Origin of the sequence: Tellurirhabdus bombi (genome assembly GCF_021484805.1) — a bacterium.
Lineage (GTDB): Bacteria > Bacteroidota > Bacteroidia > Cytophagales > Spirosomataceae > Tellurirhabdus > Tellurirhabdus bombi.
Window position 1 is genome coordinate 1,500,001 of the sequence record NZ_CP090557.1, and the last position, 21,028, is coordinate 1,521,028.

The 21,028-nt window shown below is 46.5% G+C and carries 15 protein-coding genes and 2 rRNA genes (1 of these 17 cut by a window edge); 11 read left to right on the plus strand and 6 right to left on the minus strand.

Annotation, left to right across the window (positions count from 1 at the left end; all coding sequences use genetic code 11):
- The 11 genes from L0Y31_RS06345 to typA form a co-directional block, all read left to right on the plus strand.
- Positions 1-54: ribosomal RNA gene (locus L0Y31_RS06345) — 23S ribosomal RNA — on the plus strand (it extends 2,837 nt beyond the left edge of the window).
- 78 nt (positions 55-132) lie between these two features.
- Positions 133-244 (plus strand): 5S ribosomal RNA (gene rrf / locus L0Y31_RS06350).
- A 278-nt stretch (positions 245-522) separates the two neighbouring features.
- Positions 523-1,155, plus strand: coding sequence for a TetR/AcrR family transcriptional regulator (locus L0Y31_RS06355; protein WP_234736282.1), 633 nt, complete (start codon positions 523-525; stop codon positions 1,153-1,155).
- Complete coding sequence (locus tag L0Y31_RS06360; RefSeq protein WP_234736283.1) at positions 1,130-2,527, plus strand: TolC family protein; 1,398 nt, start codon at positions 1,130-1,132, stop codon at positions 2,525-2,527. The genes L0Y31_RS06355 and L0Y31_RS06360 overlap by 26 nt, the downstream gene beginning before the upstream one ends.
- A 39-nt stretch (positions 2,528-2,566) precedes the next feature.
- Positions 2,567-3,697, plus strand: a complete 1,131-nt coding sequence (locus L0Y31_RS06365) for an efflux RND transporter periplasmic adaptor subunit (RefSeq protein WP_234736284.1) — start codon at positions 2,567-2,569, stop codon at positions 3,695-3,697.
- An 18-nt stretch (positions 3,698-3,715) separates the two neighbouring features.
- Positions 3,716-7,156 carry an efflux RND transporter permease subunit gene (locus L0Y31_RS06370; protein ID WP_234736285.1) on the plus strand — a complete coding sequence of 1,147 codons (3,441 nt, stop codon included), beginning with the start codon at positions 3,716-3,718 and terminating at the stop codon, positions 7,154-7,156.
- Positions 7,157-7,240: 84 nt separating this feature from the next.
- Complete coding sequence (locus tag L0Y31_RS06375; RefSeq protein ID WP_234736286.1) at positions 7,241-8,518, plus strand: metallophosphoesterase; 1,278 nt, start codon at positions 7,241-7,243, stop codon at positions 8,516-8,518.
- Between the two features lie 25 nt (positions 8,519-8,543).
- Positions 8,544-9,419, plus strand: coding sequence for a dienelactone hydrolase family protein (locus tag L0Y31_RS06380; protein ID WP_234736287.1), 876 nt, complete (start codon positions 8,544-8,546; stop codon positions 9,417-9,419).
- A gap of 562 nt (positions 9,420-9,981) precedes the next feature.
- Positions 9,982-12,387, plus strand: coding sequence for an outer membrane beta-barrel protein (locus tag L0Y31_RS06385; RefSeq protein WP_234736288.1), 2,406 nt, complete (start codon positions 9,982-9,984; stop codon positions 12,385-12,387).
- Between the two features lie 129 nt (positions 12,388-12,516).
- Positions 12,517-12,723: a hypothetical protein gene (locus tag L0Y31_RS06390; RefSeq protein WP_234736289.1), complete on the plus strand. Its 207-nt coding sequence runs from the start codon at positions 12,517-12,519 to the stop codon at positions 12,721-12,723.
- A gap of 240 nt (positions 12,724-12,963) precedes the next feature.
- The gene (gene typA, locus L0Y31_RS06395; protein WP_234736290.1) at positions 12,964-14,778 is read left to right on the plus strand and encodes a translational GTPase TypA; all 1,815 of its coding nucleotides are present in this window, start codon (positions 12,964-12,966) and stop codon (positions 14,776-14,778) included.
- A gap of 33 nt (positions 14,779-14,811) precedes the next feature.
- Here typA and L0Y31_RS06400 read toward each other — a convergent pair whose 3' ends face one another.
- The 6 genes from L0Y31_RS06400 to L0Y31_RS06425 all read right to left on the minus strand — a co-directional run bounded on the left by L0Y31_RS06400 (position 14,812) and on the right by L0Y31_RS06425 (position 21,008).
- On the minus strand, positions 14,812-15,438 hold the full coding sequence (locus L0Y31_RS06400; RefSeq protein ID WP_234736291.1) for a hypothetical protein: 627 nt from the start codon (positions 15,436-15,438) through the stop codon (positions 14,812-14,814).
- Entirely contained in the window at positions 15,435-16,718 is a 1,284-nt protein-coding gene (locus L0Y31_RS06405) for an LVIVD repeat-containing protein (protein ID WP_234736292.1), read from the minus strand. The genes L0Y31_RS06400 and L0Y31_RS06405 overlap by 4 nt, the downstream gene beginning before the upstream one ends.
- 236 nt (positions 16,719-16,954) lie before the next feature.
- Positions 16,955-17,392, minus strand: a complete 438-nt coding sequence (locus L0Y31_RS06410; RefSeq protein ID WP_234736293.1) for an META domain-containing protein — start codon at positions 17,390-17,392, stop codon at positions 16,955-16,957.
- Positions 17,393-17,430: 38 nt separating this feature from the next.
- Positions 17,431-18,672, minus strand: a complete 1,242-nt coding sequence (locus tag L0Y31_RS06415) for a serpin family protein (RefSeq protein ID WP_234736294.1) — start codon at positions 18,670-18,672, stop codon at positions 17,431-17,433.
- Between the two features lie 169 nt (positions 18,673-18,841).
- Positions 18,842-20,470, minus strand: a complete 1,629-nt coding sequence (locus tag L0Y31_RS06420) for an outer membrane protein (protein ID WP_234736295.1) — start codon at positions 20,468-20,470, stop codon at positions 18,842-18,844.
- A complete protein-coding gene (locus tag L0Y31_RS06425) occupies positions 20,457-21,008 on the minus strand; it encodes an RNA polymerase sigma factor (protein WP_234736296.1) in 552 nt (183 codons plus the stop codon). The genes L0Y31_RS06420 and L0Y31_RS06425 overlap by 14 nt, the downstream gene beginning before the upstream one ends.
- Between the last annotated feature and the right edge of the window lie 20 nt (positions 21,009-21,028).

Here is a 21,028-nt window from a genome sequence, read left to right on the forward strand (position 1 = left end):
CAGGGGCAGAGATGTCTAAAGCCGAGTCGTACTAATGACCTGAGGTGTAGACACTAAGTTATTCGCTGACGAACCTGATACGAAAGAATTGTAGTTTCCATATCTTAAAAGAAGGACTTATAAAAGAAATTGGTCGGTGGTCATGGTGTGGGGGTTCACCTCTTCCCATTCCGAACAGAGCCGTTAAGCCCCGCCACGCCGATGGTACTGGAGTCGAATCCGGGAGAGTAGGTAGCTGCCGCCATAATATTTGAGTGAACAAGAAGAGTCTTGCCCCAAAGCAAGACTCTTTTTTTGTGCTTATAGCTCAACGTAAGCTCATCTTCTTAGCTCATTCTCCATAAAGGGGCTTCATCAGCTTTGAAGATCTATTCATCCTCAAAAAAAGGTAGTTCGTAATCATTATCTTGATGGACAATTTCTATTCCTGCACCTTTGGGTTCCTAAAGAAAACTTTGCTACGGAAACTACGAACTTATTAAAAGTTTCCATAGTTCCGCAGTAAGAACCAATTATTAAGCTGTGGATTTAAAGGAACGTATATTGACAGAAGCAGAAGCTTTATTCTGGAAGTACGGAATCAGAAGCATTACTATGGATGATATTGCTCGTCAAGTTAACATCTCAAAGAAGACCATTTACCAGCATTTTATTGATAAAGAAGATATTGTTTACCAGGTAATTAGTAATTATACAGATCGTGATAAAATAATAGTGGACTATAATAAGAAGCCTACTATAGATCCGATTAAAGAATTGCTAACCATGTCTGAAACGCTGCGTGACCAGCTGGCTAAAATTAACCCAGCTCTACTAATTGATCTACAGCGCCATTATCCTAGAGCTTGGCAGCTATGCCAGGAATATAAAGAGAAATATGTATTAGAGGCAATTCGTCAAAACTTAAAGCAAGGCGTGTTTCAGAATGTGTATCGCTCAGAAATAGACATCGATATCATGGCTCGACTACGAATGGAATTGGTACAATTGGCCTTTAACGACCAGGTTTTCCCGTTAAGCTATTCATCAATGTTCAACGTACAGGCGCAATTACTCCAGCATTTTATTCGCGGGATTCTTACAGAAAAGGGCTTTTCAATCTATAACCAACTTCTAATACAATATGCTAATGAATCAACTTCTATCTCTAAGTAAAATCCTGAGGGGGTTATTACTTGGCTTAGGGGTCACTTCACTTGCTGTAGCGCAAACGACGCCTTCAGTTCGTGAGTTTAGTCTTAGCGATGCCGTAAAATTCGCTACTGAGCAAAATATAAATATAAAGAATGCTCAACTAGACGCCTTAAGTGCCAATGCCCGTATTCAGGAAATTAAATCCGTTGCTCTTCCGCAAATAGGTCTTGCAGGTCAGTTTACTTATAATACCATTATACAGCGATTTATTCTCCCCGGTGGTGGTTTTGGCGCTCCTGCTGATTCAGCAAGCAAGGTGGAAGGGGTAACCGCCATTCCCTTTGGTGTTAATTTTCAGGGAAGTATTGCTGCCAATGTTAGCCAATTGTTGTTTGATCCCTCGTATAAAATAGGGTTACGCGCTGCATCGACCTACCGCGAACTAGCTCAAAAAACAGTTGCTGCCTCGAAAATAAGCGTTGCTGAACAGGTTACGAAAGCGTATTATGGAACATTGGTAAGTGAGGAACGGATCAAGTTGCTCGACCTGAATATTAGTCGCGTAGACACTTTGCTTCGTGAAACTCGCGCGCTCAACCAGCAGGGCTTTGTCGAAAAAATAGATATCGATCGGCTTGAGGTACAGCTAAATAATTTAAAAGCTGAGCGACAGAATGTACAGAATTTGGTTTCCCTGAGTTACTATTTACTCAAGTTTCAGATGGGCTTGGGGATTAATGACGAAATCAAACTAACGGATCGGATTCAGAATGTAAATCTGGAAGAGCTGGAGCGTACTGGGACACTTAATCCTGCTGTTGATTACAACCAGCGGATTGAGTTTTCGACCTTGCAATCCCAGATTCGTCTGGCTGAGTTGGACTACGAAAGTATTGGGAAACAGTATTTCCCGCGACTAAGTGCTTTTGCTAACTATGGGCATAACAACGGACGAAATGCATTTGGTGAACTCTGGACGACAAAATGGTTTAACTCGTCGGCAGTTGGCCTGAACTTATCCGTACCTGTTTTTGATGGATTTCAGAAAAAATACGCGGCTCAGCAAAGAAAAATATCCGTGGACAAAGCTCGCCAGAGCGGGGAATTGCTGAAGAATTCTATTGATCTAGAATTTAAACAGGCCTCAATTACGCTGACAAATAATCTGCAAACCCTGAAAACGCAAAAAAGAAACCTGGATTTGGCGCAGGAAATTGTTCGGGTTACGCGGATAAAATATACAGAGGGCGTTGGCTCAAACATCGAAGTGCTAAACGCTGAAACTTCATTTCGGGAATCACAGACAAATTATTTCGCGGCTTTGTACGACTATTTGATTACAAAAGTAGATCTGGATAAGGCAATGGGCACTTTGTATTCCGGACAAAACTAACAGACTTCCCTATAGAACACGGCTACTAGAAAGATTACCATGAAAGCATACTATGCACTCACTCTGATGACAGGCTTGCTGATTGCCTGCTCGTCTGAAAAAAAATCAGAAGTAGATACCAAAAAAGCAGAACTGGCTGACTTAAAAAATCAGCAAGCTGAACTTGGTACAAAAATTAAGGCACTGGAACTGGAAGTGGCAAAACTTGATCCGAACAAGAAGGAACAAGTTCGGGTAAAAGATGTAACTGTTTCACCAATAACCGCGACTACCTTCCGGCATTTTGTGGAAGTACAAGGCACCATCGACGCCAAAAACAACGTACAGGTATCTCCGAAATCAGGGGGGACTATCACGTCGTTGCGAGTTAAAGAAGGTGATGTGGTAAGGGCGGGTTCAGTTATTGCCCAGCTGGATGACGCCGTCTTGCGGGACAACGTAGAACAATTGAAAACCCAATTGACGCTGGCGAACACCATATTTGAAAAGCAGGCTAATCTCTGGAAGCAACAGATCGGCACCGAAATTCAGTACCTGCAAGCCAAAAACAACAAAGAGGGTCTGGAACGCCAACTGGCTACATTGAATACCCAACGCTCGCAGTTTACGGTGACTTCGCCTATTTCCGGGGTTATTGACCAGGTCAATGTTAAGCTGGGCGACATGGCAATGCCCGGGGCAGGTCTAGTACGGGTAGTAAATCTCTCGCAGTTAAAGGTGGTCGCAAAAGTGGCGGATACGTATGCGGGTAGCGTGAAGCGGGGCGATCAAATCATCATTAATTTTCCCGATATCAATAAGGAATTACGTACAACGGTCAATTTTGTGTCGACAACGGTAGATCCTTTGAACCGTACGTTTATGGTTGAAGCGCCATTGCCATCGAGTAAAGACTTGAAGCCGAATATGCTGGCACAGGTAAGAATCAATGATATAGCCAAGCCAAAAGCAATTGTAATTGACCAAAACATGATTCAAAGTACCGAAAATGGGCAGCTGGTTTATGTGGCAGTCAATGAAGGCGGTAAGAAAATAGCCAAAGCCAGCCAGGTGAAAACGGGGCAAAGCTACGGTGGACAGATCGAAATTACGGAGGGGCTAAAAGCAGGGGACCAGCTCATAACAAAAGGCTATCAGGAATTAGTAGATGGACAACCGATAAACTTCTAAATTATCCCATCGAGGCCCATGAAATTCGAACAATATAAAACACTCGGCTTCACAAACTGGTGTGTCGAAAACCGAACGGCGATCTACATCTTTACGTTTATCGTTACCTTATTTGGTCTGGTCGTTTACAACAACCTGCCTAAAGAGCAATTTCCGGATATAAAGGTACCGCAGGTGTATGTGCAGACAGTTTACGCGGGAACGGCACCGGCTGATATCGAGAATACAATTAATAAGCCCATCGAAAAACAGCTTAAGTCGATCTCGGGCATTAAACGGGTTAAATCCAACGCCTTGCAGGATGTATCGGTCATTCTGGTGGAGTTTAATCCAGATGTCGAGGCATCGGAGGCGCTTCAGAAAGTACGGGATGCCGTCGATAAGGCGAAACAGGACTTGCCCAAAGAAAGTGATCTGACTTCGGGGCCAACCGCCCAAAGCGTTGAATTTTCGGAATTTCCGATCATGAACATCAACATGGCCGGTAACTTTTCGCTCAAACGCCTGAAAGAATACGCCGAAGATTTACAGGACGCCATCGAAGCCATGCCGGAAATCAGCCGTGTGGATATTGTTGGGGCGTTGACGCGGGAAATTCAGATTAATCTTGATTTGCCTCGTATGCAGTCGGCTGGTTTGACGTTTACAGACGTGATGATGGCCGTGCAGGGTGAAAACGTCAACGCTTCGGGAGGTGATCTAAATGTTGACGGTGTTCGCCGGACCTTGCGGGTGAAGGGCGAGTTTACGGATGTGCAGCAAATGCAAAACATCCTGATTCGAACCGGTACCGGCGCTACGGTGCGTTTGGGCGATGTTGCCGAGGTAGTGGATAGTTTTGAAGAGCAGCAGGATTTTGCCCGTCTGGACAATAAAACGGTCGTAACGCTGAACGTAATCAAGCGGGCGGGTGCCAACCTTATTTCGGCTTCGGATCAGATTGAAGAAAAAATCGCCGAGTACAAAGAAAGCCGCTTTCCGCAAGGACTGGATGTGAAAATCACAGCCGACCAGTCGGAACGGACACGAGCCGATATTCACGATCTGATCAATACCGTTATTCTTGGTTTTGTTTTCGTGGTACTGATCCTGATGTTCTTTATGGGAGTACGCGATGCTATTTTCATTGGTCTATCGGTGCCCCTGTCGGCTTTGGTGGCCTTTGTCTGTATGCCCGTGGTGGGGCCTATCGTTGGCACTACCTTCACGTTGAATACCATCGTGTTATTTGCCTTCCTGCTGGGTCTGGGAATTGTGGTGGATGATGCCATTGTGGTGATTGAAAACACGCACCGGCTCTTCAACCTGCACAAAGACTGGGACATCAAAAAAGCAGTAAAAGCCGCAGCTGGCGAGGTATTTATTCCGGTATTATCGGGAACGCTGACGACTATCGCTCCCTTCTTTCCGCTCTTGTTCTGGCCGGGTATTGTGGGCGAATTCATGAAATTCCTGCCCCTAACGCTGATTCTAACCTTGTTTGCTTCGCTATTTGTCGCTTATGTCATGAATCCAGTGTTTGCCGTAACGTTCATGCAGCGCCATGATGAGGAACACCACGAGGAGGTTGATACCAGCTTCAAGACCATTCAGCGCCCAATAATTATTATGGCCGCTATGGCTGGTGTGGGATACATTATTGACCGGGGGATCGGCAACTTGTTTGTATTCTTTATCATCTTGTACGTATTCAATCATTATGTCCTGACACCACGCATCATCATACCCTTTCAGGAGCGGTTGTTACCAAAGTTAAAAAACGGGTATCGTAAACTGATTTCGTGGCTATTGCAAGGCTGGCGGCCAGCTGGAGCTATCATTTCCATGTTTGCTTTGCTGATCGTTACCTTTGTTCTAATGGGCATCGTCCAGCCAAAAGTGATTTTCTTCCCCAGCGGTGATCCAGATTACATTTATGTCTACAATGTAATGCCTGTTGGAACGGATTCACGGGTGACGGACTCGGTTACTAAAGTCATTGAGCGGCGGGTGTTCAACGTGCTGGAAAAGAATAAAGCCGCTCACATTGTTAATTCTGTGATTGCCAATGTGGGTAAAAATGCCGGTGATCCAACTAATCCCGACCGTTCAGCAACGCCGCACAAATCGAAAGTAACGGTAGCCTTCATCAAAAACGAAGCGCGAGGTGGCATCTCCACAGAAGACATCCTGAACAAAGTTCGGGGAGCCATGCAGGGAATCCCAGGTACTGAAATTTCGGTCGAGCGGGAGCAAAATGGTCCCCCAACGGGAAAACCCATCTCCATCGAAATTGCGGGTGATGACTTCAAAATGTTATCGAACCTGGAGAAAGAAGTGCGGCAGATGATTACGAAAGCAGGTATTGAAGGAATCGACCAGCTAAAGTCAGACCTGATTACCAACAAGCCAGAAATTATCATCAATGTGGACCGCGACAAAGCGCAGCGCGAAGGGATTTCGACGGGCCAGGTAGCGCAGGCCATTCGGGCCGCGTTGTTTGGGTTGGAAGTATCGAAGTTTCGGGACGAAAAAGACGAATACCCGATCATGGTTCGCCTGAAACAAGACGACCGGAGCCAAATCGAACGGCTATTGAGTATGAATGTGGTCTACCGGGATATGAACGCAGGCGGGCTGCTGCGTCAAGTACCGCTAACATCCGTAGCCAATATTAGCTACTCAACTACCTTTAGCCAGATCAACCGGAAAAACCAGGAGCGCCTGATTACACTAGGTTCAGACGTAATTCCGGGTTACAATGCTAACCAGATTGTGGCTCAGATTCAGCAATTGGTTGATCAGATGGAAGTTCCGAATGGCTATACCGTCCGCATGGGTGGTGAGCAGGAAGACCAGCAGGAGTCCATGAGTTTCCTTGGTGGTGCGTTCGGGCTGGCTCTGTTGCTAATCTATCTGATTCTGGCCACTCAGTTTAACTCCGTCGTGAAGCCAATTATTATTTTCGTGACGATTATTCTGTCCCTGATTGGCGTGTTGTTGGGTTTCATGGCTTTCGGCAAAACCTTCTCGGTCATTATGTCCGGGGTTGGGATTATTGCCCTGGCCGGTATTGTGGTGAAAAATGGAATCCTGCTGATTGAATTTATCGACGAATTGCGCGATCGGGGAATGCCGTTGCGGGAGGCCATTATTGAAGGAGGAGGTATTCGGTTAACGCCCGTTTTACTAACGGCTTCGGCAGCCGTGCTTGGTCTGATTCCCTTGGCCATTGGCTTAACGGTTGACTTTGTCGGACTGTTCCAAAATTTTGATCCGCATATTGTCATTGGTGGCGATAGCGCCGTATTCTGGAATATTCTGGCCTGGACCATTATTTTTGGTTTAACTTTTTCAACCGTTCTAACGCTGATTGCGGTTCCTTGTATGTATTGGATCAATGAGCGAATCCGAATTAAATATTTCGGAAAAAAAGACATCGTTGAAGAAAGGCCGGAACCTGAGTTTATAAACGAATAAGAGTTTTAACTAAGCGTAAACCTAAACCCATTCCTTGACGTTAAGCAACAAGCTACCGTCAGGCAGTGGGTTTTATTTTTGATTATGAATCGACTAGTAGTAATTGTATTTGTATCAGCCGTTATGCTGCTGATTGACTGGTATGTCTTTCAAGCGGTAAAAACGGTGACGAATGCGTCTTCGGAAGGCACCAGACGGGCGGCCACGATTGTTTATTGGAGCTTTACCGGCCTTATTTTGCTGCTGTATCTTATTATGCAGTTTAGCCCACCAGATGCATTCGGACGCGTAACGCGCAATTTTATGTATTCCGTTATTGCCATTCCGTACCTCTGTAAAGTGTTTCCTGTTCTGTTTTTGCTGATTGACGACTTGGGCCGCCTGGGGCGCTGGGTGGTTTCGCTGGTTCATCGCCCGGATGTTCGGGCCGCCGTGGACCAAACGACGCAGGAAACCATTCCAGTAACGGATGCGATTACCCGGTCCGAGTTTCTGTCGAAAGCGGCCCTGGTGGCTGGTGCTGTTCCCTTGGTAGGCTTTACGTATGGAATTGTTTCGGGAGCGCACGATTACCGGATTCGGCGGGTAAAACTTGCGCTGAAAAACCTGCCGTCTGGTTTCGATGGGATGCGGATTGCGCAATTGTCCGATATTCATTCCGGTAGTTTTTTCAACAAAACGGCGGTGAAAGGAGGGATTGAGATGTTGCTTCGTGAAAAGCCGGATATGGTATTTTTTACAGGTGATCTGGTAAACAACACGGCGGATGAAGTGACTGATTACCTCCCTATTTTCGACAAAGTAAAAGCACCACTGGGCGTTTATTCGACGCTGGGAAACCACGATTATGGCGACTACGTTGCCTGGGAAAGCAATGACGCGAAGCGCCGAAATTTGCAACGGCTCATGGTGGCTCACAAGCAAATGGGTTGGAACCTGATGATGGATGAAAACCGGATTTTTGAACAAAATGGAGATAAAATCGCTTTAATCGGTATTCAAAATTGGGGTTCGGGCCGGTGGCCAAAATATGGTGATCTGGCAAAAGCGTACCGTGGTACAGAGGAATATCCAGTCAAGTTGTTGCTTTCGCACGATCCCAGCCATTGGGATGCGCAGGTTCGTCAGCAGTTTCCAGACATTGATGCCATGTTTGCCGGCCATACCCACGGCATGCAATTTGGGGTAGAAGTGGGTGATTTCAAGTGGAGCCCCTCTCAATACGTCTACAAACAATGGGCAGGTTTATACCAGGAAAACAATCAATACTTGTACGTCAACCGCGGCTATGGATACCTAGGCTATCCTGGACGGCTTGGAATTTTCCCGGAGATAACCCTAATTGAATTAAAAAAAGCCTGACAATCAACCTGTTTACACTCATATTATGAAAGCACTCTTTATTTTCGTTGGATCGCTGTTTCTATCGCTGATTGCTCCTAAAAAGCCAGAGGATAAGGTATTACCACTGACCTCGGATGGTGTTCCCCTCTGTTATACTTCTACTTCGCACGATATGGCTGCCTTAGCTGCTGACCCTGCCTTTCAAAAATTACACAGGGAGCCGATTGCCTTCATGTATACCAGCGCCGCTGGTGAGATGGTGAAGTTTGCCGCTCCGGATGGAAAAGAAGCGAACGGATTCCTGCTAAAGTCTAAAACAGCTTCAGATAAATGGCTACTGGTTTATCAGGAGTGGTGGGGCTTGAACGATTATGTTAAGCAGGAAGCCGAAAAATACTACAACGACCTAAAAGACGTGAATGTGCTGGCCATTGACATGTATGATGGTCAGGTAGCAACCAAACGGGAGGAAGCCGCTCAATTGGTACAATCTGTCAAAAAAGAGCGTTTAGGCGCCATTATGCAGGCTGCCATTACTTACGCGGGTCCAAAGGCAAAAATTGCGAGTGTCGGCTGGTGTTTTGGCGGTGGCTTGTCCCTGCAATCAGCTTTGTTAGCAGGCAATCAAGCCGTCGGCTGTGTGATGTACTACGGCCAGCCAGAAAAAAATCCAGAGCGTTTAAAAACACTAAATACAGACGTGCTGGGTATTTTCGGAATCCGTGACAAAGGCATTCCACCGGCTAGTGTTTCAGAGTTTGAGAAGACAATGAAAGAAGTTGGTAAAGTAGCTACCATCAAAATGTATGATGCCGATCATGCGTTTGCTAACCCAAGTAATCCGGGGTTTGACAAAGCCGCAACTGAAGATGCTTATCAATTGACGCAGACCTATTTGAAAGAACGGTTCAATAAGTAAACGCTCCCCCAGACTAACAATAGGAAGCTCCGGCATTAGCTGGAGCTTTTTTGATTCTAAACGATTTTTGGCGTTTCAACGTTAAACTATTATAAACTAACAGAGTCTAAGGAGAAACAGCTTGTTGACTTAGAAACAGACTCTTTTACGATTATGAAAACACGTCGTTTAGTTTCACTATTGTCGGCTCTGATTATTGGAATCATGCTGACAAGTTGTGCGCCAACGGGAGTACGTGTTGGCCCCGACTACAGATATGGACCTGGTTACGGCTACTATGGGCCGAGGTATTACCGCCCTGCCCGACCAGTGATTGTAACGCCTCCGCCGAGGGTTGTTTATCGGAATAAGCGCTATTACCGAACGCCACCGCCGCGTTACCGTTATAACCGCCAGCCGAATTACACCTATCGGAACAGCCGACCTTATTCAGGCTCAAGAGGACCACGTTAATTTATTTTAAATCAAGATTAAATAGCATACCGGTACAAACGTGCCGGTATTTTTTGTTCCATGATGGTTCATCGGTTTTTGCGTAAATTTGTCGATAAACATTTCGATAATGCGTACTCACCGTTCTACTTACTTAGTAATTTTACTTGTTACTCTTTTTTCTTCTTCTCTTTTTGCCCAAAACCGTCAACTGAAAATTCGGTTGCGGGATGCCAATCAGGACGCCGTAATTGGCGCTAATCTCCAGCTAACCGACCGGACCGATACAACCCGCCGTCTGTATGCCAGTAGCGATACGGCTGGCCTGGCTTCGTTTCAAATCCAGACAGGAAAGGCGTATCGATTGCAGGTTACCTCGGTGGGTTATAAACCACTGCGCCGGGAAATTCCGGCTTCAATCGGACAAGGCGTATTAACCCTGATGATGGCGCAGGATAACATTACCCTTCAAGCCGTATCGGTAACGGCGGCCAGACCGCTGGTGCGGCAGGAAGACGACAAAACCATTGTTGATCCGGAACCGATTGCCAGCACGAGTACCAGCGCTTACGAACTGCTGGAAAAAACACCCGGGCTTTTTCTGGATCCTGATGGCAACGTTTATCTCAGCAGCACCAGTCCAGCTACCATCTATATCAACGGGCGAGAGCAAAAAATGAGCGCGGCAGATATGGCTTCCCTCCTGAGAAGTCTGCCACCAAACAGCATTGCCCGAATGGAAGTGATGCGTACGCCTTCAGCGCGTTATGACGCTAGCGGAAGTGGGGGAATAGTCAATATCATCCTGCGGAAAGGCGTTAAAATAGGTCTGACTGGTTCGGCCAACGCCGGTTTTAATCAGGGAAAACTGGGCAATCAGTTTGTGGGGATTAACATTAACAATGGCCAGGATAACCGGACCTCTTACCTGAACGTAAATTATACACGGCGTAATTCTTATGAGCAGGTGCAGAGCCAGCGACAGTTTGCGCCGGATTCTGTTCTGGGTCAGGATGCTTATACCACATATCCGGCTCATGTATTGTATGCGGGTTACGGACTGGGGTTCGATTTGTCCCGCAAATGGGAATTGAATTTTGATGGACGTTTGTCATGGACTGGTGCTGAAACAGAGTCGGAAAACGACAACCAGATTAGTCAGATCAGTGCTGGCCGCTTGCTGTCTGACAACCGAAATTTTGTAAACACGCACAATCGGGTTTGGTCAATTAGTCAGGGAGTTACGACAAAATACAAATTAGATACCTTGGGTTCCGAGGTTACGACGGATGTTTCCTATAACTTCATTGGTAATCAAAGCACGCAGGATTTTTCCACGCGTTATTTATTGCCCGAGCGTCCGGGTATCACGGGCGACGGTACGTTTGATAACCAGCGTCATCTTTTCGCTGCGCAGGCCGATTTGAAATACAAGCTAAGTACTACGCTCACCTTCGAATCGGGGGCAAAAACAACGATTCAGCGTTTCACAAATCGAACGAATTATTTTAACCAGGTCAACAACAACCGTTTGCCCGACCAGTTTCGGACCAATTCGTTTGATTATCGGGAGAATATTAATGCGGCTTACGCGCAGCTCTCAAAGACGTTTGGGCAATTTATTTTGAAAGGTGGTCTGCGGCTCGAAAACACAAATATGTACGGCCAGCAGCGGGTTCCAGCCGACACGTCGTTTAAGATCAATCGCACGGATTTATTCCCGTATGTATACCTAAGCCGCCGGGTAGCTAAAATCGCCGGGTATGAACTGCGGAGTTATTTAGTATACCGACGCTCGATTACACGTCCGGCTTACGACTACCTAAACCCGGGTGCCCGTTACATTGATCAGTATTTATACGAAACGGGTAATCCAGCGTTGCGACCTCAGTTTACCGATAATTACGAGGTAAATATCAGCGTGGAAGATCGGCCGCTTTTTGCCGTTGGACGCAACCATACCCGCGACATTTTCACGAATGTTGTTTATCAAGACCCCGGTAACCGCAGCATCGCCTACCGGACCTACGACAATCTTGGCTCAAACCGAGAAACGTATTTCCGAATTTTGGGCGCTATTCCCCCCGTTAATCGTTACTTTTTTGTGGTGGGTGCGCAGTACAATCACAACGAGTACACCGGTTTTTACGAAAATCGTCCGCTGAATTTTAGCCGGGGAAGCTGGTCATTTTTTACCTTCCATTCGTTGAAAATAGACCGCCGATCCACCTTTACGCTAAATGGATTTATTCGCACCAAGGGACAGCTTCAGTTTTATGAGCTAAGCAATTTTGGCTCGCTGAACATGAGCCTGAACCGGAAATTTTTAAGCGATAAGCTGATGGTCACCCTAACGGCGAACGATATTTTATTTACAAATTACTATCGGTTCACGCTTCAGCAGGGCACCGTAGCTGCCACCGGGCTGCGTCGCAATGACACGCGCCGGTTTGGAATGACGCTGCGTTATAATTTTGGTCTTCGTAAAAAAGAGGAGCGGGTTAATATGTTTAACGTCGAAGCGCCGACTCAGTAACAAACAGCAAATTTTGCGTTAATTAGGTAAGGCCACTTAGGAGAAAACACGTATTTAATTCTAAATCAGAGAAGAAAGTAGCGTATCTTTCGTTATAGAAGGATACTAAGGTTGTTAAGGTCGTTCGTCATGAAGAAACTAGGAATAGGTATCATTACAGCTGTGCTGTTGCTGCCAGTTGACATAACGGTTGAGGCTAGCCCCGCGAAATCAACAGAATTCAGCGTTGTTGACGCTTCTTCCATTGGCAAAAAGCGGAAGGGATACCGCAAAAAGAAAGGATTTATGTGGGGATTGTTTCGGAAGAAAAGCGGCTGTGGTTGCCCTAATCATTGATCCCTGAATCTTATAAGTAGGACAGAAGCCGGCACTGACCGGCTTTTGGGTTAAATATGGGTTAATAAATTGTAAAAATCTGTTATTCAGGCAGAAATTTTGTAAATTTGCACGCTTATTTTTCAGAGTTGATCTTATTTCAATCAACATAATTACAAAAATTATCTAAAAAAATACAGTAGTTGTACTATTAAAAGCGAGTAATGATCTGAGAAGCTTAGTACAACACAATGAATTTGTATGCAATCTATTCGCAACATAGCTATTATAGCACACGTTGACCACGGTAAAACAACACTGGTTGACAAAATTATTCACGCTTCGAAGATCTTCCGGGACAACCAGGAGTTTGGCGACCTGATTCTGGACAACAACGACCTGGAGCGGGAACGGGGAATTACAATCGTCTCAAAGAACGTTTCTGTACGTTACAAAGACGTGAAAATCAACATTATTGATACACCAGGTCACTCCGATTTTGGCGGTGAAGTTGAGCGTGTATTGAAAATGGCTGACGGTGTTTGTCTGCTGGTTGATGCTTTTGAAGGCCCGATGCCTCAGACACGTTTTGTGTTGAGCAAGGCACTACAACTAGGCCTGAAGCCTGTTGTCATTGTTAACAAAGTGGACAAAGAAAACTGTCGTCCAGAAGAAGTTCAGGAGCAAGTTTTTGACCTGATGTTCAACCTGGGTGCAACAGAAGACCAGCTTGATTTTGTGACCGTTTATGGTTCATCGAAACAAGGCTGGATGGGGCCGGATTGGAGAACACCAACCGACAACATTACTTTCCTACTGGATACCATCATTGAAAATATTCCGGCGGCCCCGGTAAATGAAGGTAATCCACAAATGCAGATTACCTCCCTCGATTATTCTGCCTTCGTAGGTCGGATTGCCATCGGACGGGTGCATCGCGGAACCTTGCGTGAAGGTGCTAACATGGCGTTGGTGCAAGCTGACGGAGTTATTAAAAAAGTACGGATTAAAGAACTTCAGATATTTGAAGGCCTAGGTAAACAAAAGGTTACTGAGGTATCATCCGGCGAGATTTGCGCGGTAACTGGTTTGGAGAACTTCGAAATTGGTGATACGCTGACAGACGCCGAAAATCCGGAGGCTTTGACGCGTATTGCAGTTGATGAGCCAACCATGAACATGTTGTTCACCATCAACAACTCGCCTTTCTTTGGTAAGGAAGGAAAGTTTGTGACATCACGTCACTTGCGTGAGCGCTTGTATAAAGAAACAGAGAAAAACCTGGCACTGCGGGTTGAAAATACAGATAGCGAAGACCGGTTCCTGGTATTTGGCCGCGGAATTCTTCACCTGTCGGTATTGATTGAAACCATGCGCCGGGAAGGATATGAATTGCAGGTTGGTCAGCCGCAGGTATTGTTCAAGCAGGATGAAAACGGCAACCGTCTGGAACCGATTGAAACCCTGGTTGTTGACGTACCGGAAGCAACGGCTGGAAAAGTGATCGAGTTGGCTACGCAGCGCAAAGGCGAGCTTTTGATCATGGAACCGAAAGGCGACTTGCAGCACTTGGAGTTTGAAATTCCTTCGCGTGGTCTGATCGGTTTACGGTCAAACGTGTTGACTGCAACTTTCGGGGAGGCCGTAATGAGCCACCGCGTTAAGGATTACCAGGCGTATAAAGGACCAATTCCTGAGCGGATCAACGGTTCGCTAATCTCGATGAACAGCGGCGCGGCAACAGCTTACGCTATCGATAAATTGCAGGATCGTGGTTCATTCTTTGTTGAGCCAGGTGATGACATTTATACGGGTCAGGTTATTGGCGAGCACAACCGTCAAAACGACATCGTGGTGAACCTGCAAACTGCCAAGCAGTTGACAAACATGCGGGCATCGGGTTCAGATACCAACGTGAAAATTGCGCCAAAGATCACTTTCTCACTGGAAGAATCGATGGAATACATCCAGAAGGATGAATACCTGGAAGTAACGCCAAAATCGATCCGGATTCGTAAGATTTATCTGGATGAAAACGAGCGGAAACGCAACCAGAGCAAATTTGTAATGGCCTAACAAAAAAGCCCCGGTACTACCGGGGCTTTTTTGTTAAAAACTAATTCCCATCCGAAGCGCAATCCGGTTGTAAACGCGAGTCTCTTCCTTGGCTATTTCATTAAAAAAAAGAGGCTTTTCGGCAGAGGCTTCCTGCCGTTTGTAGCTAAGCGACAGGATAAAATTCGCATTTTGTGGTCTGCCAATGCGGAAGCCAATTCCCGGCGAAATCACCCAGCCGCCCTTCGTTTCATAGCCCGTCGGATCTTCGTTAAGCCAGGTGACGCTGTAACCCGTGTCCAGGCTAGTGAAAACCCGGAGATTCTTTTGGTTGGGCCGAGCCAAATCGTAACGCACGCCAGCACACAGCGGTAGAAGCAAGGCCGAGTTATACCAGTCAGCGCCCACGGTTGCGCCCACGGCTAGCTTAGGACGAAGTTGTACCCCATTGAAAGTTTGACCAGTAATGTTATGTCGCTTGGCTACTGATTCCGAAGTAGACCCGCCATAGCGGACTTGCCCAAACAAAACGCCCGCTTCAGTCATGTTGGTGTAACTGGGCTTGAAGGAAGATTGGGCGAAGGCCGACGACAGCAAAAGCAGCCAGATCAAAAAAGTTAGCGGTATGGTGATGCGTTGATAACAAAGCACCAGATCAAGCACTTGTTTCGATGATTTCATATGTTCTGCCAGGGACGAGTTACCGGAATTTTGCTTATCTGCCGTAGTTTACTTGGATTGCTAGCGTCGAACTGGTAAAGTCCATCCCGGCCAATCATCATCAGCGTTTTGCCCAGCGGAATCACGTCAAAAGCATCCATACCTTCCAGATGCATGAGTTGCTTGACGTCCATCGTATTGCTCACGTCCAGCGATTTTAACCCATAATGTCCTTCGCAAATGAATAGATTCGGGAAATTAACGCCAAGTCCATGTGGGTTCTTCATGGGATAGCTTTTCAGCAGGCGAGGGCTATAGAGGTTGGAAATATCAACCACATCCAACTGATTCTGAAAGCCTGCGCATGTATTACCCGACCGAAGTGTGACGTAAGCAATGTTATCATTGACCACCACCGGATCGCAAACCCGCGCGTGCTGGAAGGTGGACATATGGACCGGCTTTTCTGGGTTAGAATTATCGAGAATTTGCATACCCGTCTGCGAGCCAATGAAAAGCTTATCTTTATACGGGAAAACCGTTTCAATACCCCAGCCCAGTGTAATTTTGTTACCTATCACCGGATTCGCGGCGTTCCGAATGTCAAACAACTGCATGTTGCTTTGACTAACGGTATACAGGTAATTGTCGTATAAGGCGAAGCGCGCCATCGAGCCGCCAACACCACTGGAATTTGGAGCGGGTGAAGCACTATTGAAGGCGCGGCTATCGGAAAGCAGAGTACCGCCCCACCACCAGCCGTTATTAGCGGGCTGCGCATTATCACAGTTGGTAGCTATTGTTTCAGTTACATAATCAACGCGCTGATCGTTGATGCGATTTGAGTTAGCGTCAAAGCTCCAGCTAGCTCCGTCAAAAACACCATTTGGGAAGACATTTTGCACGCGATTGACCGGTTTGATTGAGGCAGGATTGGAGATGTCAAAAGCGAGCAAATCCATGTAGCTATCTGCATAAAGAATATTATTGCGAACCGCCATATCCCCATTTCCCGGAATACGCAAAAAAGTCAGTGTCCGTGGGTTCTCAGGATTCCGATTATCAATTACATGAATACCTTCTTTCAGCTCATTGATAAATAGATAACCGTCTTTAGTGTAGATTTTTCCGGGCATCTGCAAAGCTCGGGCATCTTCTTGTTGCACGCCTTCACGAATCTGGGCAGCCGTGAAAGTTTGTGCTGTAAACCGACGAAAGGTTCGGGTTTCACGGCAATTATCGGTGCAGGCTAATGCCAGACACACCAGCAGGGTCAAAAGAGGTAAAAGTTTAAGCTTCATAAGAGAGTTAGAAATTAGTTCTGACTCTCATGACCTAGCTGATTGTGAAAGGGTTGGAATTTAAATAGATTAAATTGTTAAAATCGAATAAGGAGAGGTCTAAAAAAAATGATTCGGAGCAACTGCCCCGAATCATTCGCAGTTGCACAATGAATCAGTGATCAAATAATTGTTGGTTATTAAGGTGCCGAGGAGATGGTGTGGTAAACCTCGGCTATATCGATATTCAGGTTGTATTATTTCGTTCTTTCGTAAGTTAGTACGCCAGGTTGTTCGCCTCCGTAAAAAAGTTTCAGGCGGTTTTGGTTCGTTAGTTCAAAGCGGTTAACCGCTTTCAGGTTATTGAAATAAGCCGTTTCAAACTGCATGGCTTCTGGTGGCCCAGCCATTTTAGTAGCGCCAATAACTCCAACACTGGCCTGCCCTTGATTTGGATTACCCGTCTCTGAAAGATGAGCGAACGTACCTTTCGAAAAATAGGAGTTAACGGACGAACGGCCATTCAGTTGGTAAGCCAGTACCTCAGGAATAGTAACCACCGTAGAGTCTGTGGTTAATTGTAAGGTTACCGTATAGGCAGACGAGGGGCCAACCAACTTCCACTTTCCGGCTAATTTACTCGCGTCTGACGGAATTACTGCTTCTTCATTCCGCTCGCAACCAGAATAAGACATTAAGATTCCGGCTATCAATAAAACGAAATAGGCTCTTATCATTTTGATTCTGGATTGACGATTTTACCCATAAATAAGACAGCACCCGTTTGTTTTTCGGTAATCGCAATGACAAATGGACGGTCGCAGAAATAGCTGGCCGGAGCGGAAGTTACGCCAACACCAATGCCCGTCACGGCGGCCGCTTCAGTGCCTTTTTCATCGACGGCTACGAAAGTGTTTTGTTTCACTGAAGTAACCGTCAAGCCTTTTTTGGTGCTAATTTTGGAGAAATCAGCCAGATCAGTAAAGGCCGTTGGCATTCCTAATTTTGACAGAACGCCGTTTAAATTTCCTTCATACTCGAGGGTGAATTTCGGCAAGCCAATCATCATCGATCCAGCGGTCATGTCGTTCTGTAACTGATTCCACTCATTGGCACTTAATGATTTAATAAGCGCGTCGGCAGAGGAGGTTTCTTTGGGCAACATAACGGTCATGCTGTAAGTACCGTCGCCATAAGGAAGCTCAAACGCTGTGTAATTTGGACGGAAAGCTCGTCGGAGTTCGCGGTTAAGCTGCATCATCCGCACGGTTTTCTGCCCACCGTCAACTAGCTCAAACGGTCTATCCTGTGTCTGCTCTGCATTAAATTGGTATTTCCAGTCGCCTTTGAAGTAAAGCGCATTGAGCAGAAACAGGACTTCGTTTGGCTGAATCTGATTGACTATCTTCTTGATTTTACCGTTGGTATTATCACTGGCCCACTGATTGATTTTTCCAACTGTAGCCTGATTGGTAAAGTCTTCCGCAGCAACGCGGGCTTTGAAATAATCGGTGGTGCTGGTCAAGAATCCAGCTTCAGACGCAAAATTATTGTCGTGAAAAATAGCGTTCGCTAGTGTTGTTGTTACTTTCGGATCAGCATTGGGCAATCCTTCAAGAAGTTGCTGCCAAATCTGGTTGGCTTCGGTCAGAGAAACATCGTCCAGTTTCAAAACTTTTTTGATTTCTTCCGCCGTAGTGCCATTAGCACCATTGAGCAGCATCCCCAAAGCCATGTGCATGCTTAAAGGCGAAACAAAAATATTTTCGTTGGCCCGTTGCGCTGCGTTGACTTCTTTCAGAAAATTAAATGAGAAATCATTGGTTTTGGTAGCAAACTGCCGGGCTCCTGCGGTAGGCTGGAAAGTGCCTTGTTCTGGTGTTAGCGCGTTATCACGCTGGCAACTGGAAACCGTTAGCGCCAGCGTCAATGCGGGTATGGCAAGCGTTGTGACTATGGATGTTATGGATTTCATGAGTATTTATGTCTACGAGTAAATGAAAACAAGTGGCGAACACCCACCATCGACACGTCCGGATTAGCCGATGAGTTCGTGCCAATACTAAAGAGACCCAAGAAGAAAAGAAGAGGTTGGAAGCGACCGCAAAATTTTTGAAAGATTAGCCGAAATTTCGGCTAATCTTTCAAAAATGGTAGTTAAGCCCGAAGCCAACGCCCATCGCTTGTGGGCGCGTTTGTACCTGTGCTTCAGGACGCGTGCCTGATTGAAGGGCTCGCTGGAAGGAACCCGTTAACGAACCAGACCAATGATTTGTAGGGCGATAATTTACCCGAAGGCCAGCCGTTCCCGACAGAATTACCGGGCGATAGATGTTATCATCGGACGTTATTTCATAAGAGCCTACCGTATTTTGTAGAAAGACGTTAGCCAATGCGCCACCCAAAACGGAATAACTTAGCTTAGCATCGGGGTTGATGTTAAACCCGGCTTGAAGCGGAATCTGGAGAAAGCGGTAGTTATTCTGTACGGATGCTTTTTCATCCGACGTGGCGGCGGCAAAGATTGGATCGTTGGTTAAGCTGCTGGGTGCAAAATTGCTCTTGTCACTATAGGCAGGAGACGCGCTATTCCGAAGGGCGTTCTCCAATAAATTATTAGGAGAACTAGTACTTAATGCCGTAAAAACAACCGCGTTGCTTTGGGCCACCGAGCGTCCCTGCAAGTAATTCACTCCTGTTTCCACCGACCAGTGCTTCGATAGTTTCATCCCCGTATTCAGTTGAAGCGATGTTGACCACTGCGCATGATTTTGCAGTTCGGGTGACTGAACAGCCCGATTTGCCGAAAATGTTTGTGAGGCCGAGTACAAAGGAGCCAAGCCATTGGTCCGAACCGACGTCGCTGGGTTAAACGACATAGGCATGTAAGCAATAGCCGTCCAATAGTCTTTTTTCGAGGACTTTTTCGGTGATTCCGGCTCAATCACTAAATCCGGCGCGCGGTACCAGATAATACGGTTAACGCCCCGCATGGTTTTCAGGGAAAACTGCTTGCTTTCGAGTAACTCGTAGGAAGCCGAAGCCAGCGCTTTATTATCTGCTAATGCTTCTGAAACTAACTTTTTTTCTGCGTCTGTACTGGATGGCGGAGTCGTTGATGAATTTAAATCTTGATCGGTACGAGCTTGAACAGCTACGTTTTCTGTACTGGACGTCAAGCCTTGTTGCGCCTTAACCCGCCGTGCTGAAGCTGCTTTTTCAGACGCGGCTTGCTGGTAAGCCAGGGCATTGTCGGTTGCTGGTAAAGCCTTGGTTACTTTTTGCAGTACGTCTGGTGCCAATTCCTGGGCGCGGTTGGCCTCATTTCGCGTACGGCTCAAATTACGTGCATTGCGTGTAGGCTCCGTAGCGGCAATTCTGTCTAAAGGCCGTGCCATGTGATCGGCATTTGGATCATTGATTTTTTCTGGAGTTGATGACGTGTTGGGAACCGCTGACGAGAAAGCCTCTGGCTGGTTGCTTTGAGCAGGCTGCTGGATGGCAACGGGCTGTTCCATACCCGGGTGCTTGGCCGAGTTGAAGGCCCACCAGCCCACCAATAGCAAAGCCACGGCTGCCGCTGCCCCGTATAAAAAGGGGCGGTAGCTTGTCCAGAAAGGAATCACCACCGTTTTGCTCTCCTCTTCGTCAAGACGGCGTTCAATAGCATCCCACAGCCCACTGGGCGGGGTGTCGTCTGCATCCTGGAAGGCGTTGCGCCATTCCTGACCAGACCATTGGTTATCAGACATATTTTCTTCAGACTGACTCATTTCTAAATCGGAGTTCGTTCTGAATTTTTTGTTGTAGCAGCACCCGGGCACGGGAATACTGCGACTTCGATGTACCTTCAGAAATATCTAACAAATCAGCAATTTCGGGATGCGTGTATCCTTCAATAGCATACAAATTGAATACGGTCTGACAACCGGTCGGTAATTCCTGCACCAACCGCAACAATTGCTGGTAGTGCAGACCGGCCAAGCTGTCTTCCGCCTGTGGTAGTGCATAAGCCACTTCCTCCACATCGGTTTGGTTTTGCCAGGGCTTATTTTTACGGATATGTTTTAGAGCAGTATTAATTACGATGCGCTTCAGCCAGGCTTCCAGTGGGCACTCAAACCGAAAGGAGTCAATATGCTGAAAGGCCTTTACAAAGGAATCTTGCAGGACATCTTCAGCATCGTCGCGGTTTTTGGTGTAGCGTTGACTAACGGCAAAGAGCTTCCCGGCGAACAACTCATAGAGTTTTCGCTGTGCTGCACGGTCTTTCTTTTTGCACCCGTCTACTAACGATCGTTCATCCAACATACCGGTTCAGACTAAAGACC

Excerpts from the sequence above, each read along its gene's own strand:
- L0Y31_RS06390 (WP_234736289.1), top strand. The coding sequence starts at position 12,517 with ATGAAGAAACTAGGAATAGGTATCATTACAGCTGTGCTGTTGCTGCCA.
- L0Y31_RS06385 (WP_234736288.1), top strand. The coding sequence starts at position 9,982 with ATGCGTACTCACCGTTCTACTTACTTAGTAATTTTACTTGTTACTCTT.
- L0Y31_RS06405 (WP_234736292.1), bottom strand. The coding sequence starts at position 16,718 with ATGAAGCTTAAACTTTTACCTCTTTTGACCCTGCTGGTGTGTCTGGCA.
- L0Y31_RS06420 (WP_234736295.1), bottom strand. The coding sequence starts at position 20,470 with ATGAGTCAGTCTGAAGAAAATATGTCTGATAACCAATGGTCTGGTCAG.
- L0Y31_RS06425 (WP_234736296.1), bottom strand. The coding sequence starts at position 21,008 with ATGTTGGATGAACGATCGTTAGTAGACGGGTGCAAAAAGAAAGACCGT.
- typA (WP_234736290.1), top strand. The coding sequence starts at position 12,964 with ATGCAATCTATTCGCAACATAGCTATTATAGCACACGTTGACCACGGT.
- L0Y31_RS06365 (WP_234736284.1), top strand. The coding sequence starts at position 2,567 with ATGAAAGCATACTATGCACTCACTCTGATGACAGGCTTGCTGATTGCC.
- L0Y31_RS06415 (WP_234736294.1), bottom strand. The coding sequence starts at position 18,672 with ATGAAATCCATAACATCCATAGTCACAACGCTTGCCATACCCGCATTG.
- L0Y31_RS06400 (WP_234736291.1), bottom strand. The coding sequence starts at position 15,438 with ATGAAATCATCGAAACAAGTGCTTGATCTGGTGCTTTGTTATCAACGC.
- L0Y31_RS06410 (WP_234736293.1), bottom strand. The coding sequence starts at position 17,392 with ATGTCTTATTCTGGTTGCGAGCGGAATGAAGAAGCAGTAATTCCGTCA.
- L0Y31_RS06360 (WP_234736283.1), top strand. The coding sequence starts at position 1,130 with ATGAATCAACTTCTATCTCTAAGTAAAATCCTGAGGGGGTTATTACTT.
- L0Y31_RS06380 (WP_234736287.1), top strand. The coding sequence starts at position 8,544 with ATGAAAGCACTCTTTATTTTCGTTGGATCGCTGTTTCTATCGCTGATT.
- L0Y31_RS06375 (WP_234736286.1), top strand. The coding sequence starts at position 7,241 with ATGAATCGACTAGTAGTAATTGTATTTGTATCAGCCGTTATGCTGCTG.
- L0Y31_RS06370 (WP_234736285.1), top strand. The coding sequence starts at position 3,716 with ATGAAATTCGAACAATATAAAACACTCGGCTTCACAAACTGGTGTGTC.